The following is a 14,002-nucleotide window of genomic DNA, read 5'->3' as shown; positions in this document are numbered from 1 at the left end:
TGGGCATATATGTTTGAATACAATACTATTGAAGAAGCGCTTGAAGCTCTGCGTAACGGTGAGGTGATACTTGTCACCGACAATGAGGACAGAGAGAACGAGGGCGATATGATATGTGCGGCTCAGTTCGCTACCACCGAGAATGTGAACTTCATGGCTGCGCACGCTAAGGGGCTTATCTGTATGCCCGTCAGCGAGGCTATCTGTCACAGACTTCATCTGCCTCAGATGGTGGATTTTAATACCGATAATCATTCGACCGCATTTACTGTGTCGATAGATCATGTGGATACAACTACCGGTATTTCTGCTGAGGAGAGGGGATATACCGCGAGAGCTCTTGCAGATCCTAACTCAAAGCCAGAGGACTTCCGTCGGCCGGGGCATATGTTCCCGCTGACCGCCAAGAAGAACGGTGTTCTGGAACGTGAGGGCCATACCGAGGCTACTGTTGACCTCATGAGGTTATCAGGACTTGAAGAATGTGGTCTCTGCTGTGAGATAATGCGCGATGACGGCACAATGATGCGCACTGAGGAACTTCAGGAAAAAGCCAAGGAATGGGGCATGAAGTTTATAACCATCAGTCAGCTGAAAGAGTACCGTAAGGTAAATGATAAGCTGGTTGAGCGTGTGGCTGATACCAAGCTGCCTACAAAGTACGGCGAGTTCCGTGCTATTGGCTTTATCAACAAGCTCAACGGCGAACACCATGTGGCGCTTGTAAAAGGCGATATCGGAAACGGCGAGGACATACTCTGCCGCGTACATTCCGAGTGTCTTACAGGTGACGCTTTCGGTTCGCTGAAATGTGACTGCGGACAGCAGTTCGCGGCGGCAATGACAGAAATCGAGAACGAGGGCAGGGGAATACTGCTTTATATGCGTCAGGAAGGCAGAGGCATTGGTCTTATAAACAAGCTGCGTGCCTATGAACTTCAGGACAAAGGCATGGATACTCTTGAAGCTAACCTTGCGCTGGGATTCCCCGGTGATATGAGAGAGTACTACATAGGCGCACAGATACTCCGTGACCTTGGCTGCAAGACTCTCAGACTTCTCACAAATAACCCTGATAAGATCTATGGTCTCAGCGGTTTTGGCATCGAGATCAAGGAACGTGTGCCGATACAGATGTCTGCCACCGCATACGATCTGTTCTACCTGAAGACAAAACGTGATAAAATGGGTCATATTCTTGACTACTGATAATATTTTAAGGAGCTGTTATTATGAACACTTTTGAAGGAAAACTTATCCCCGAAAACGTGCGTGTGGGCATCGTAGTTGCACGTTTCAATGAATTCATCACATCAAAGCTGCTGGGCGGCGCTGTTGATACTCTTGTCCGTCACGGCATATCTGAGGATGCTATCGACACTGCATGGGTACCGGGTGCTTTCGAGATACCGCTTATTGCAAAGAAAATGGCAAAGTCTGGCAAGTATGACGCTGTTATCTGCCTTGGCGCTATAATCAGAGGCAGCACTTCTCACTATGATCTGGTTTGCAACGAAGCTGCAAAGGGTATAGCACAGACTTCTCTTGAAAGCGGCATTCCTGTTATGTTCGGTGTTATCACCACAGAAAACATCGAGCAGGCTATAGAGCGTGCAGGTTCAAAGGCAGGCAACAAGGGCAGCGAGTGTGCTGAGGGTGCTATCGAGATGATAAACCTTATCAAAGCTATCGAGGGCTGATAAAATGCAAAACGGATAGACCGTCTAAATCGGCGGCTATCCGTTTTTTGTGCTTATATGATCCTGAACTGTGTTGGTGTCATTCCCTCGTAACGGCAGAACAGTTTTGTGAAGTAGCTTCCGCTGCAGAAGCCCACCTTTTCGGATATAGCTTCGACTGACATATCCGTTGTGGAGAGCAGTTCCTTGGCGGTCTGAATACGCCGTTTTGCGATATACTCCATTGGGCGGCAGCCGAGATATCGCTTGAAAAGGCGGCAAAGCTGCTGTTTTGAAAGTCCTGTCACAGTACATAGTTCTTCCATTGTTATCTTGTTCATATAGCTGTTGTTGATGTGGTCAATGGCAGTGACGATGGCACGGTTGGAAGTCCTGACAACTCTGCCAGAGCTTTTCTGACGGTATAGCTCGATGAGAAAATTATACAAATACCCCGATGCTCTGAGATTGCCGTTGATGCTGTCACCGAGAATAGATTCGTGCATACGTGAGAAGAAATGCTCCAGCAGTGCCATATCTTTTATCTCAAAGACAGAGGGCTTTTCAAGCCCGATATATTTAAGCAGATCAGTGCAGGCATATCCGTCGGGCACCACCCAGTGAATATCCCAGTCATCGGAAGTGGGATAGTATTCATGTGGATATCCTGCAGGCAGGAATATGGCGGTATGCGGCGATATTTCAGTGGTGGTGCCGTCAATGCGAAGCGCTCCGCAGCCCTTGGTGCAGTAGAGTATTTGCGGGTGAGGGAAGCCTCCGCTCCTGACAGTGTGAGGCTGACAGGTGTGCTTGCCGATATTGTCAATGAATATGGGCAGACCGAGTTCCTTGTTCTTGATGGGATAATCATAGAAATACATTTTCATACCTCCGCAAAAAGATGGTACTATTGTTATAACAATATACTATCATTTATTGACAGTTTTGTCAATAAGGGTATAATAAATATAATACGATACGTTCTGTGTTATTCGTAAGAAAAGGAGAGATTATGGATATTTCAGTTATTGCAAAAAAAGGTTCACCAAAGTCAGAAATGATATATCACGAAGACACTCATGCGCTTCATATCGGTACTCTGCCCGATCATGCGTATTTTATACCGTTTGCGAAAGGTCAGAACGCTTTTGCCGAGCGCGAGAACTCACAGCGTTTTGAACTGCTGAACGGTCTATGGGACTTTGTTTATTGCGAAAGCATTATTGATATGCCCGATGATCTTACGGATATGAGAGATCATAAAACTATATCTGTCCCCTCAAACTGGCAGCTCTGCGGTTATGACAAGCCGCAGTATACCAATGTCAACTACCCGATACCTTACGACCCGCCCTATGTTCCCGATGATATCCCTGTGGGTGTTTACGGCAGAGATTATGATTATACCGCCGATGGTCTGAGGCGTATCCTCTGTTTTGAGGGTGTTGACAGCTGTCTGTACTTGTATGTTAACGGTGATTTTGCGGGATATTCGCAGGTGTCACATCACACTTCCGAATTTGATATCACCGAACTTCTGCATGAGGGCACAAACCGCCTGACCGTGGCTGTTCTTAAATGGTGTGACGGCACATATCTTGAAGATCAGGACAAGTTCAGGCTTTCGGGCATTTTCCGTGATGTTTATGTGCTTTCGCGTCCCGAAAAATGTCTGAGAAATTTACGTATCACTGCCAAGCCTGACGGTTCTTTTACAAAGGGTGAACTGCGTGTATCTGTTGAGGGTGCATCGTCGAAACTTAGGCTGTATGACGGTGAAAAGCTGATCTGCGAGGGCGAAGCATCTGAGGATAAGACCTTTGAATGTGAGATTGCAGATGTCAGGCTTTGGTCTGCCGAAAGCCCATACCTTTATCGTCTGGAGATAGAAACGGACAGCGAGCTTATCGGAGAGAAAGTTGGTTTCAGAAAAGTTGAGATAGTTGACGGTATTTTCAGACTGAATGGCAAGCATATCAAGCTGTTCGGTGTGAACCGTCATGACAGCTATCCTGACACCGGATATTATGCTGACCGTGAGAAAATGCTTCATGACCTTACTCTAATGAAACGCAGCAATATCAACGCTGTACGTACTTCACACTATCCCAACGCCCCTGAATTCTATGCGATGTGCGATGAACTTGGGTTGTATGTCATCGATGAAGCCGACCTTGAAACTCACGGCTGTGTATGTGTTTACAATGACCTGAAATGGTCGGCGGAGAACGCATATAATGGCATTGCGCTTATCGCGAAAGATCCACTTTTTCGTGAAGCGCTACTCGACCGCGAGCGTCTTCTCGTCATCAGAGATGTGAACCGTCCTTGCGTGGTGATATGGTCTTTGGGAAATGAATCGGGATACGGCGAAAATCTGCGTGAAGCCGCAAAGCTTATTAAATCCATGGACAACACTCGTCCTGTGCACTATGAAAGCACCTACAAGCTTGATGAAACCCCCGATGACATTCTTGACATGGTTTCGGAGATGTACACTTCGCCCGAAGATATACAAAAATTTCTGGAAAGAGAGGACGAAAAACGCCCATTTATATTGTGCGAATATTCCCACGCCATGGGCAACGGTCCAGGCGACCTTGAAGCATACCATGAGCTTTTCATGAAAAGTGAAAGGCTTATTGGCGGGCTTGTCTGGGAATGGGCTGACCATGGGGTAATACTCGGATATACTGCGGACGGCAAGCCGAAATACGGCTACGGCGGTGACAGCGGCGAAAAACACGATGACGGAAATTTCTGCATGGACGCCCTCTGCTATCCTGACAGAACACCACATACAGGTCTTGCCGAAATGAAGCAGGTATATCGCCCTGTTCGCGTAACGCGGATATCCGCTGACAGATTTGCAGTAAACAACCTGCTTCGCTTTATCGATGCGGGTGAATATCTCACCTGCAATTGGGAGATAACCTACGACGGCGGAAAGGCTGCATCTGGAAGTTTTGATTTTTCTGCCGACCCCATGGGCAGCGCAGAAGTTACTATTCCCGAAGTCGCACAGAGTTTTGACCGCGACGCATATATCCGATTTATTTTCGTGGCGAAGAACGGCTATAGCGTTTTTGCTGACGGTGAGGAAGTCTGCTTTGACCAGATAAAGATTTTCACGGCTGAAAGAAAGTCAGTTCCCGCAGAGGGGGAAGCTTCGGAATTTAACGAAACACCACTTAAGTTTGAGATAACAGCGGGGGAGATAAGATACGTCTTCAACAGACGGACAGCGCGGTTTGATGGAATTTTCAAGGGCGGAAAAAATCTGCTTGCAAAGCCAATGGAGTACAACTTCTTCCGTGCCCCTGTTGACAACGACATAATGAAGAATGACTGGTATGCGGCGCATCTGAATGACTATATCACAAAAGTATATGAAACGAGTATATCCGCTGAAAACGGCTGTGCAGTGATTCGGGTGAAGGAGTCTTTCGGCTGGAGTATACATCAGCCATTTGCAAGAATGACAGCCGAATACCGTATCGGTAACAACGGAGAACTGGATATCAAATGTGATGCGGAGTTTTCAAACAAGGTGGAATTCCTGCCGAGGTTCGGTTTGAGGCTGTTTGTTGACAAGGATTTTGACAGCGTTGATTATTTCGGCTATGGAGAATATGAAAGCTATACCGACAAACATCAGGCGTCATATGTCGGCAATTTCAGCGCAAAGATCGCCGATATGCATGAGGACTATATCAGACCTCAGGAGAACGGTTCTCACTGGGACTGTACCAGAATGTCATTGACAAACGGGTGCGATAAGCTCGACTTTTTAAACCCTGACGGCTTTTCTTTCAGCGCTTCTGAATACACTCAGGAAGAACTTGCTGCAAAGCGTCACAACTATGAACTTGTAAAGTGCGCACACAATGTCATATGCGCAGATTTTGCTATGGCAGGTGTTGGATCTGCAGCCTGCGGTCCGCAGTTGGCGGGAAAGTACAGACTCCCGCTGCCCAAGATAAGCGGCAGAATAATGATAGTACCAAATTGATAGATAATAAAACAGTGCCCGCATCACACAAACGTGATTCGGGCACTTTGTAATTTATTTAACGGCTTTGAGTTTCCATTTGCCGCTTTTGTATCTCAATATGCTGACAGCACCTGTTATTGCCCATGTTAAGGCAGTTGTTATCCATATCCCGCGCCAGCCGATGTATGGTATCCTTGTAAGGACAAATGAGAAAAATATCCTGCAAAATACTTCGGAGATACCGTTGACCAGCGAATAGCCTGTATCACCTGCGCCGTTTAAGAATCCTCTTGTGATGTGAATAGCGCCCAGAGGGATATAGCAGCTGCCAGTGATGATAAGTGCGAGGGCACCGATTTCTTTTGTATGGTTGCCGTTGACGAAAATACCGATAACATTCCTGCCGAAAAATGCAAACAGCACGAACATGACTGCTGCAAATATCGAGCCTATCTTCATTGAAGACTTATATCCCTTTACCGCACGTTCCTGCTTGCCCGCGCCGATGTTCTGTCCCGTGAAAGCGGTCACTGCCGCGCTCATACTGAAATATGGCTGATGAACAAGCTGTTCTATCCTCATTGTTGCGGTATATGCTGTCATTATGCTCTCATCAAATCTGTTTGTAACGCTCTGCAAAGCTACCATGGATAATGATATCAGACCATTTTGTGCAGCTATCGGAATTCCTGTGGTAATGCATTTTTGTATGAGTTTAGGGTCGATCTTCCATTCGCCTTCTTTGGGGCGGATATCAGTATTCGTCTTAAAGCAGTAGATAATGCAGCTTCCCGCTGATATACCCTGAGCGAGAACAGTAGCAAATGCCGCGCCGCCAATGCCCATCTTGAATACCATCACAAACAGCAGATCAAGTATGACATTCAGTATCGTTGATACTATCAGAAATATCAGCGGAGTTTTTGAATCGCCCAGCGCCCTCATGACGGAGTTTATCCAGTTGTATGCGGCAACGCATATCGTACCCGCGCAGGCTATCTGCATATATGTTGCAGCACGCCCCAGGAGGTTAGCTTTGACACCGAGAAAAGTCAGCACCTGCCTTGCGAAAAGCACGGAAGGTATGGTTGCTACTATGGCGAATATCAGCGTTATCACAGCCGAATTGACAACCGCCGCCCGTACTCTGTCAGGACGTGCTGCGCCGAAATACTGTGATATCAGCACTCCCGCACCTATCGAAAGTCCTATGCACAGCGTATAGAACAGGTAGGTTATCGAGCCTGTCGCACCCACAGCCGCTAGCGAATCATCGCCAAGATATTTGCCGACTATCATGGTATCAACAAAATTATAGGTCTGCTGCAAAAGATTTCCCGCTAATAGTGGCAGCGTAAAGCTGATTATACATTCTATTTCGCTGCCCTCAGTCATTATCCTGCTGCGTGACATCATATACCTCCGTTATAAAATAATACACCTATTATAATACCGATGAGGTCAAAAGTCATCTGATATTATGTGAATATTCTTATAAATATTATAGTATAATTTTTCCATATTTTAGATATATGATATACCGGCAGAAGTATTAATGAATACGTTTTTATGTGGGATTTTTTATATAATAAAGAAAGGTGAGACAACGTGGCAGATGATCAGATAATCGGGCTCTTCTTAATCAGGTACGAAAAAGCTTTGGCACTGGCAGAATCTAATTATGCTGTATACTGCCGGAGTGCTGCTGGCGGAAATTGTTTGCACTTTTTTCTTGTCTGGTGATAATGCACAACAATTTCCGACTAACTATATATGAAAAGTAAACTTTAGATGAAAATATATAATTCCTATTGACAAACTATAATTTACACTGTATAATAAATCATAGCAAAATCATAGGAATAAAATATTTCCTCAGATAAGAAAGGAAAGATAGTATGTCAGAATTACTCAGGATAGAAGATCTCTCGGCTGCGGCTGAGGATAAGGAACTGCTTCATGGTGTATCACTTGAAGTATCGGAGGGTGAAACTCACGTTGTTATGGGTCATAACGGCGCAGGTAAATCAACTCTCGGCTCGGTGATCATGGGCAGTCCAGAATATAAAGTTACAGGCGGAAAACTGATATTTGACGGCGAGGATATAACAGCACTTGGCGCGGACAAGCGTGCAAGGCTCGGTATATTCCTCTCATTCCAGAATCCTATCGAGATACCCGGTATCACGCTTTCGGATTTTCTAAGAAACGCACTTGAACAGGTAACAGGCAAGCATCTGAAGCTGTGGGATTTCAAGAAAAAGCTGGCAGCAGCTATGGAACTTCTTGATATGGACAGCTCTTATGCCGACCGTGACCTGAATGTTGGATTCTCTGGCGGTGAAAAGAAGAAAGCCGAGATACTTCAGCTTCTTATACTGGAGCCTAAGCTGGCGATACTCGATGAAACAGATTCGGGTCTTGATGTTGATGCGGTTAAGACAGTGTCCAAGGGCATTGAAGAATATAAAAAGCGGACAAACGGAGCGCTGATAGTTATAACTCATAACACAAAGATACTTGAAGCGCTGACCGTTGATAAAACACACATCCTTTCGGCAGGAAGTATAGTATCGGAAGGCGGCGCAGAGCTGGTAGATGAGGTCATCGAGAACGGCTTTGAGCAGTTCGCGGGCAGGGAGTGAGATGATGAAGGGTAAAACACAGGTGGTCGATATCGACCGTTCGAGATATGATTTTCGTTATGAAGAGGATGAGAGCGAATATCTTGAAAGCGGCATAGCGCCCGAAATAATCAAAGCGATATCCGATGAAAAGAACGATCCCGACTGGATGCGGGAGTTCCGTCTTAAGTCTCTTGAAATATATGATCGTACACCTATGGTGGACTGGGGTCCCGATATATCAGGGCTGAATGTTGACAGCATCGTTGCATATATCCGTCAGAAAAACCGTATGAAGACGGACTGGGAGGACGTTCCCGAGGATATCAAGGAGACTTTTGAGAAGCTGGGTATCCCGCAGGCTGAGCGTGAGTCGCTGGCAGGTGTGGGTGCGCAGTATGACAGTGAGCTTGTATATCACAATGTCCGTCAGGAGGTTGCGCAGTCTGGCGTTGTTTATACCGACCTTGAAAGCGCTATGCATGATCCTAAGTATGCAGAGATCATAAAGTCACATTTTATGAAGCTGGTACCCCCGACAGATCATAAATTTGCGGCACTTCACGGTGCGGTATGGTCGGGAGGTTCCTTTGTATACGTACCAAAAAATGTACACTTGGATATACCTCTGCAAAGCTATTTCAGACTGAACGCAAAAGGCGCAGGACAGTTCGAGCATACGCTGATAATCCTTGAAGAGAACAGTTATCTGCATTTTATCGAGGGATGTTCAGCACCGAAATATTACGAAGCATCGCTTCATGCAGGCTGTGTCGAGCTGTATGTCGGCAAGGGAGCAAAGCTGAGATATTCCACCATAGAAAACTGGTCGAAGAATATGTACAATCTCAACACAAAGAGAGCTCTTGTAGAAGAAAACGGAACGATAGAGTGGGTATCGGGTAGCTTTGGCTCTCACGTTTCATATCTCTATCCTATGAGCATATTAAACGGCAGGGGAGCGAGTGCGGAGTTCACAGGCATAACCTTTGCAGGTGAGGGTCAGAACCTTGATACAGGTGCAAAAATGGTTCACAATGCCCCTGAGACTTCTTCGTATATGAACACAAAGTCCATCTCGAAGAGCGGCGGCGTAAGCACTTTCAGAAGTGCGGTTGTTGTAAAGGAAAACGCTAAGGGCAGTAAGAGTTCGGTAAACTGTGAGTCCCTTATGTTAGACAGTATATCAAGATCTGATACCGTGCCTGTTATGGACATACGCACAAAACAGTGCGATATCGGGCATGAAGCTAAGATCGGACGTATCAGTGATGAAACAGTTTTCTATCTGATGTCCCGCGGACTGAGTGAAGAGCAGGCGAGAGCAATGATCGTCCGCGGATTTGCGGATAACGTTTCTAAGGAGCTTCCTTTGGAATACGCAGTTGAGATGAATAACCTCATCGGTCTTGAAATGCAGGGAGGCATAGGGTGAATAATATGAGCGAAACAAAAATAAATATTCTGCCCGTGCCAACATTCAGATGGCTCGGTGTGAATGATTACAAGCATGATATAAAAGAATTTAAAACTGATTCAAGTGAGATATCCGTTTCGGAAAACGAGAGCAAGTCCGAAGTAGTATACATCGACCGCGAGGGTTCTTCGGATATCCACATCAGCGCTGAAAACGGTTCAAAGGTGAAGCTTGTTCAGGTGTTTGATGTTAAGGGACAGGCTAAGTCGAAAGTTACGGCAGAGCTTGGCGAAAATGCAACACTGGAACTGGTTGAGCTGTTTCTGGGCGGTGAAGTTGTAAGCGAGATAGTTACCGATCTTAAAGGCAGAAAAGCATCTTTTGAAGCTGATATCGGATTCAAGCTTGACGATGGTGACAAGCTTGATATCAACCTTCTAGCCGATCATCACGGCAGAAAGACTGTATCCCGCATAAATGCCAGCGGTGTTCTGGGCGGAGATGCTGAAAAGACATTCAAGGGCACTATCGATTTCAAAAACGGTTCCGACGGTGCCAAGGGTGCTGAAAAAGAAGAAGTCCTGCTGATGAGCGATACCGCCGTCAACAAGACAGTTCCGCTGATACTATGCGCTGAGGAAAATGTAGAGGGAAGTCACGGTGCGTCAGTGGGACGAATCGATGAAAAGCAGTTCTTCTATATGCAGTCCAGAGGTATCGACGAAGAAAAAATATACGACCTTGCGGCTCAGGCAAAGCTTGCAAAGGTCATCAGCAGGATAGATGACAAGGAGACGCTTGCACGTATATATGCGCGTCTCGGAAGAGGTGATGAAAGTGAGTGAGAAACTGATCTCAAAGGCAGATTTTCCTGTCTTTGAAAAATATAAAGATTTGGTTTATCTCGATAATTCCGCAACCCAGCAGAAGCCCCGTCAGGTGCTTGAACGTGTTGAGAAATACTATCGGGAGGAGAATGCCAATCCGCTGAGAGGACTTTATGATCTCAGCGTAAAGGCTACAGATGCATATGAAAATTCCCGCGAAAAAGTTCGTGAGTTTATCGGTGCCAAAAGTACCAAAGAGATCATTTTTACAAGGAATGCCAGCGAGAGCCTGAACCTTATCGCCTACAGCTGGGGCAGGGCGAATATCGGCAGCGGTGACGAGATACTTGTTGCGATATCCGAGCATCATTCAGATCTTCTTCCGTGGCAGCTGCTTGCGAAAGAAAAGGGTGCAGCGATCAAATATCTCGACTGCGATAAATACGGTGAATATAAGGCAGATGATCTGAAAAAAGCCCTGACACCCAGGACAAAGATATTTGCAATAGCGCAGATCTCCAATGTATTCGGCAGAGTTAATCCGATAAAAGAATTTGCTGAGATATGCCATAAAAACGGAACACTGATCGTTTGTGACGGAGCCCAGAGCGTTCCTCATATCCCTGTTGATGTCAATGATCTTGACGTTGATTTCCTCGCGTTTTCGGGACATAAAATGCTGGCACCGATGGGTATCGGCGTACTTTACGGTCGTGAAGAACTACTAGAAAAAATGCCTCCCTTCCTTTCGGGCGGTGAGATGATAGAGTATGTAACCCGAGAGGGTGCGACCTATGCTGAACTTCCTCATAAGTTCGAGGCAGGCACCGTGAATGTTGGCGGTGCAGTTGGTCTTGCAGCGGCTATAGATTATATCAACGATATCGGATTTGAAACCATCGAAAAGCGAGAAAACGAGCTTACCGAACTTGCATTCAACGAAATGAAAAATATACCTTACGTGAATATCATCGGTTCGGAAAAAGCTGAGGATCACCACGGTATACTAACCTTTACCATCGAGGGTGTTCACCCACACGATATCGCAGCGATATTCGATGCGGACAATATAGCGATACGCGCGGGACATCACTGCGCACAGCCTCTGCATCAGCATCTGGGTGTGCAGTCCACCACAAGAATGAGTCTTGCATTTTATAATGACGAAGAGGATATAAAGCGTTTTATCGAAACGCTGAAAACAATAAGAAGGAGAATGGGATATGACGGATAACTTTTACGGCGAGGTGCTTGCCGACCACAATCTGCACCCGCTCCACAGGCATGAGCTGCCATGTGCGACCCATGTGTGTAAGGGTCTGAACCCTACCTGCGGTGATGATATCGAGCTGCATCTTGATATACATGACGGTTTTATCACTGACGGTTCATTTACGGGATTGGGCTGCGCTATATCTCAGGCATCGGCAGATATAATGCTGGAGCTGATAATCGGAAAATCTCCCGATGAAGCAAGGTACTACGCTTCACTTTTCCATAAGATGATAGAGGGAAAGATATCCGATGAAGAACTTGAAGAACTAGAAGAGGCAGGGGCATTGCAGAACGTTTCAAAAATGCCCGCAAGAGTAAAATGTGCTCTGCTTAGCTGGAACACAATGGAGAAGCTGCTGAATGGAGGTGACAGCTGATATGAAGATCTCAACAAGAGTCGAGCTTGGTATCGTAGCGCTGGCAGATATTGCTGTTAATTCGGAAAAGGGGAATACAGTATCGTCTGCGGAGATTGCTGAAAGACAGAATATATCCCAGAAATATCTTGAACAGATAGTCCTGGGACTACGTCAGGGCGGATTTGTAAAGGGTCAGAAAGGTTCTCACGGAGGATATGTCCTCACACGTCCTGCTGAAAAGATATTCCTTTCCGAGATACTAAACGCCCTAGATAACAATATCCTTGCCGATACATACGAGGCAGATGAAGATCAGGAAAACAACAATATCAGGGCTTCGGTGAACAGCTGTCTTTGGGGAAATATCAACAACTATATGCGGCGTTTTACCGAGCAGATGTCCCTTGCCGATCTTATCAAAGAGTGTCAGAATGAACACGCTGAAAAGAAAAATTATATGTACTATATCTGATATGGACGATATAAACCCAGATAATATTTTAATAGAAAAATGACCCCCGAAGCGGACAGATCTGCGCTTTGGGGGTAATATTTTTGGTCATGAAATATCAGGGCTGGCTATATAAAACATAGAAATCTTCGCCGTCATTCACAGCCTTGACCAGTTCCATCAGTTCCTGTACAGAATGATTGTCAAGCCATTCTTTGATCTCATGCTTTGCGCATAAATAGTGAAATTGACGCTCGTCTTCATCTTTAGATTGAAACTCGGAGTATGAATCCATATCCTTCAAAGGAGTAGCTTTTTTACCGTTGTCAGTCCTTTTGACCCAGTTCTCATAGTTGTATTTTTCGCGGTAATCATTCTGTGTTGCAAGTCCTTCATCGAACCATACCGGCAGATTTCGCTGAGTGTTGGATGAAAGATATGAGTGCAGTTCAGCGTGAGTAAATTCATGTGCGACAACATCAACATTGAAATACTCATTAGATAAACAGATATAATCTTTCTTGGTAGGGAATAGAAAAGTTGTTGTGTCTTTTTCACCTATCTTGTCTGATATCTTCTTGTCGTCGCAGATGACGACCATGGTGTTATCAAGACATTGCATATCCCCGTAAAAGTTTTTTACACGTGCTTTTGCTTCTGAGGTCACTTCAAGGATCTCGTCGGGGGTCAGTGAATTATCCTTGTTGAGATATACATTATTCTCTATTTCCTGAAATTCCGGTCTGAATGGGATACTTTGGATATAGCCGATCTTTGTGAACTGAAAATACCAGACTGCTGTAATTAAAAGCAGTGCCAGTACAATAAAAATGATTAAAAATTTTTTCTTTAATCTTGCTTTCATGGTGTCCGTCTCCTTTATATTTTTTGATCTGTCTGTGATTAATATTATACTGCTAAATATTGATAATGTCAACAGTTAACTTTATATTATATCTGCTGTAAAAAATCCCCCGTCATCTGACAGGGGATTTTGAATCTATATTATCTTATCTTCAACGAACTTATCAAGCACAGCATCTATCTGTCCGCTTACCTCAAACACGCGGACGTTTTTCGATATCAGATACGCTGCTGCACCTTCGCCGATCTTCTGTACCAGCAAAGCGTCGCAGTCCGAAAGCAGCTCGATTATCTTATCGAAACGGGTAGTATCATGACCGAGGGAATGCTGACAAGCTGCAACCGCATCACGCACATCAAGAAATGTATGACCTGTTTCATTCAGCTCATATACACGAAAGAAATTCGCGTGACCGAAATGCTCGTTAACTGTAAAACCATCAGATGTTGCTACTGCAATTTTTGACATATCATATACCTCACTTTTAAAAATATCTCCTGTCGGCTGACAG

13 protein-coding genes are annotated in these 14,002 nt (G+C 45.3%); 9 read left to right on the top strand and 4 right to left on the bottom strand.

Annotation, left to right across the window (positions count from 1 at the left end; all coding sequences use genetic code 11):
* The first annotated feature begins 9 nt into the window (after nt 1-9).
* Both BMY75_RS06755 and ribH read left to right on the top strand, forming a co-directional pair.
* On the top strand, nt 10-1,209 hold the full coding sequence (locus tag BMY75_RS06755) for a bifunctional 3,4-dihydroxy-2-butanone-4-phosphate synthase/GTP cyclohydrolase II (RefSeq protein WP_074831547.1): 1,200 nt from the start codon (nt 10-12) through the stop codon (nt 1,207-1,209).
* Nucleotides 1,210-1,232: 23 nt separating this feature from the next.
* A complete protein-coding gene (gene ribH, locus BMY75_RS06750) occupies nt 1,233-1,700 on the top strand; it encodes a 6,7-dimethyl-8-ribityllumazine synthase (RefSeq protein ID WP_024857231.1) in 468 nt (155 codons plus the stop codon).
* Between the two features lie 53 nt (nt 1,701-1,753).
* Here ribH and BMY75_RS06745 read toward each other — a convergent pair whose 3' ends face one another.
* Complete coding sequence (locus BMY75_RS06745) at nt 1,754-2,560, bottom strand: AraC family transcriptional regulator (protein ID WP_074831544.1); 807 nt, start codon at nt 2,558-2,560, stop codon at nt 1,754-1,756.
* A 131-nt stretch (nt 2,561-2,691) separates the two neighbouring features.
* Between BMY75_RS06745 and BMY75_RS06740 the strand changes: the two genes are divergently transcribed.
* Nucleotides 2,692-5,691 carry a glycoside hydrolase family 2 TIM barrel-domain containing protein gene (locus tag BMY75_RS06740; RefSeq protein ID WP_081350465.1) on the top strand — a complete coding sequence of 1,000 codons (3,000 nt, stop codon included), beginning with the start codon at nt 2,692-2,694 and terminating at the stop codon, nt 5,689-5,691.
* Between the two features lie 54 nt (nt 5,692-5,745).
* On the opposite strand, the gene BMY75_RS06735 is transcribed toward BMY75_RS06740, so the two are convergent.
* Nucleotides 5,746-7,086 (bottom strand): MATE family efflux transporter, encoded by a 1,341-nt coding sequence (locus BMY75_RS06735; RefSeq protein WP_242940189.1) that lies wholly within the window; start codon nt 7,084-7,086, stop codon nt 5,746-5,748.
* 485 nt (nt 7,087-7,571) lie between these two features.
* On the opposite strand from BMY75_RS06735, the gene sufC reads away from it, so the two are divergent.
* The 6 genes from sufC to BMY75_RS06705 are packed head-to-tail and all read left to right on the top strand — an operon-like array spanning nt 7,572 to nt 12,647.
* Entirely contained in the window at nt 7,572-8,318 is a 747-nt protein-coding gene (gene sufC, locus BMY75_RS06730) for a Fe-S cluster assembly ATPase SufC (protein WP_074831538.1), read from the top strand.
* A 4-nt stretch (nt 8,319-8,322) separates the two neighbouring features.
* Nucleotides 8,323-9,732 (top strand): Fe-S cluster assembly protein SufB, encoded by a 1,410-nt coding sequence (gene sufB / locus BMY75_RS06725; protein WP_074831535.1) that lies wholly within the window; start codon nt 8,323-8,325, stop codon nt 9,730-9,732.
* 5 nt (nt 9,733-9,737) lie between these two features.
* On the top strand, nt 9,738-10,559 hold the full coding sequence (locus BMY75_RS06720; protein ID WP_139199737.1) for a SufB/SufD family protein: 822 nt from the start codon (nt 9,738-9,740) through the stop codon (nt 10,557-10,559).
* The gene (locus BMY75_RS06715; RefSeq protein WP_074831530.1) at nt 10,546-11,775 is read left to right on the top strand and encodes an aminotransferase class V-fold PLP-dependent enzyme; all 1,230 of its coding nucleotides are present in this window, start codon (nt 10,546-10,548) and stop codon (nt 11,773-11,775) included. The genes BMY75_RS06720 and BMY75_RS06715 overlap by 14 nt, the downstream gene beginning before the upstream one ends.
* Nucleotides 11,765-12,193, top strand: coding sequence for a Fe-S cluster assembly sulfur transfer protein SufU (gene sufU, locus BMY75_RS06710; protein ID WP_074831527.1), 429 nt, complete (start codon nt 11,765-11,767; stop codon nt 12,191-12,193). The genes BMY75_RS06715 and sufU overlap by 11 nt, the downstream gene beginning before the upstream one ends.
* 1 nt (nt 12,194) lies before the next feature.
* Nucleotides 12,195-12,647 carry an RrF2 family transcriptional regulator gene (locus tag BMY75_RS06705; protein WP_074831698.1) on the top strand — a complete coding sequence of 151 codons (453 nt, stop codon included), beginning with the start codon at nt 12,195-12,197 and terminating at the stop codon, nt 12,645-12,647.
* 97 nt (nt 12,648-12,744) lie between these two features.
* Here BMY75_RS06705 and BMY75_RS06700 read toward each other — a convergent pair whose 3' ends face one another.
* Nucleotides 12,745-13,491 (bottom strand): hypothetical protein, encoded by a 747-nt coding sequence (locus BMY75_RS06700; protein ID WP_074831524.1) that lies wholly within the window; start codon nt 13,489-13,491, stop codon nt 12,745-12,747.
* Between the two features lie 135 nt (nt 13,492-13,626).
* Nucleotides 13,627-13,959, bottom strand: a complete 333-nt coding sequence (locus BMY75_RS06695) for a NifB/NifX family molybdenum-iron cluster-binding protein (protein ID WP_074831521.1) — start codon at nt 13,957-13,959, stop codon at nt 13,627-13,629.
* Nucleotides 13,960-14,002: the final 43 nt, after the last annotated feature.

Origin of the sequence: Hominimerdicola alba (assembly GCF_900109655.1) — a bacterium.
GTDB lineage: Bacteria > Bacillota > Clostridia > Oscillospirales > Ruminococcaceae > Hominimerdicola > Hominimerdicola alba_B.
Note: the sequence above shows the minus strand (reverse complement) of the source record. Positions and strands in the feature narration are given on the sequence as shown.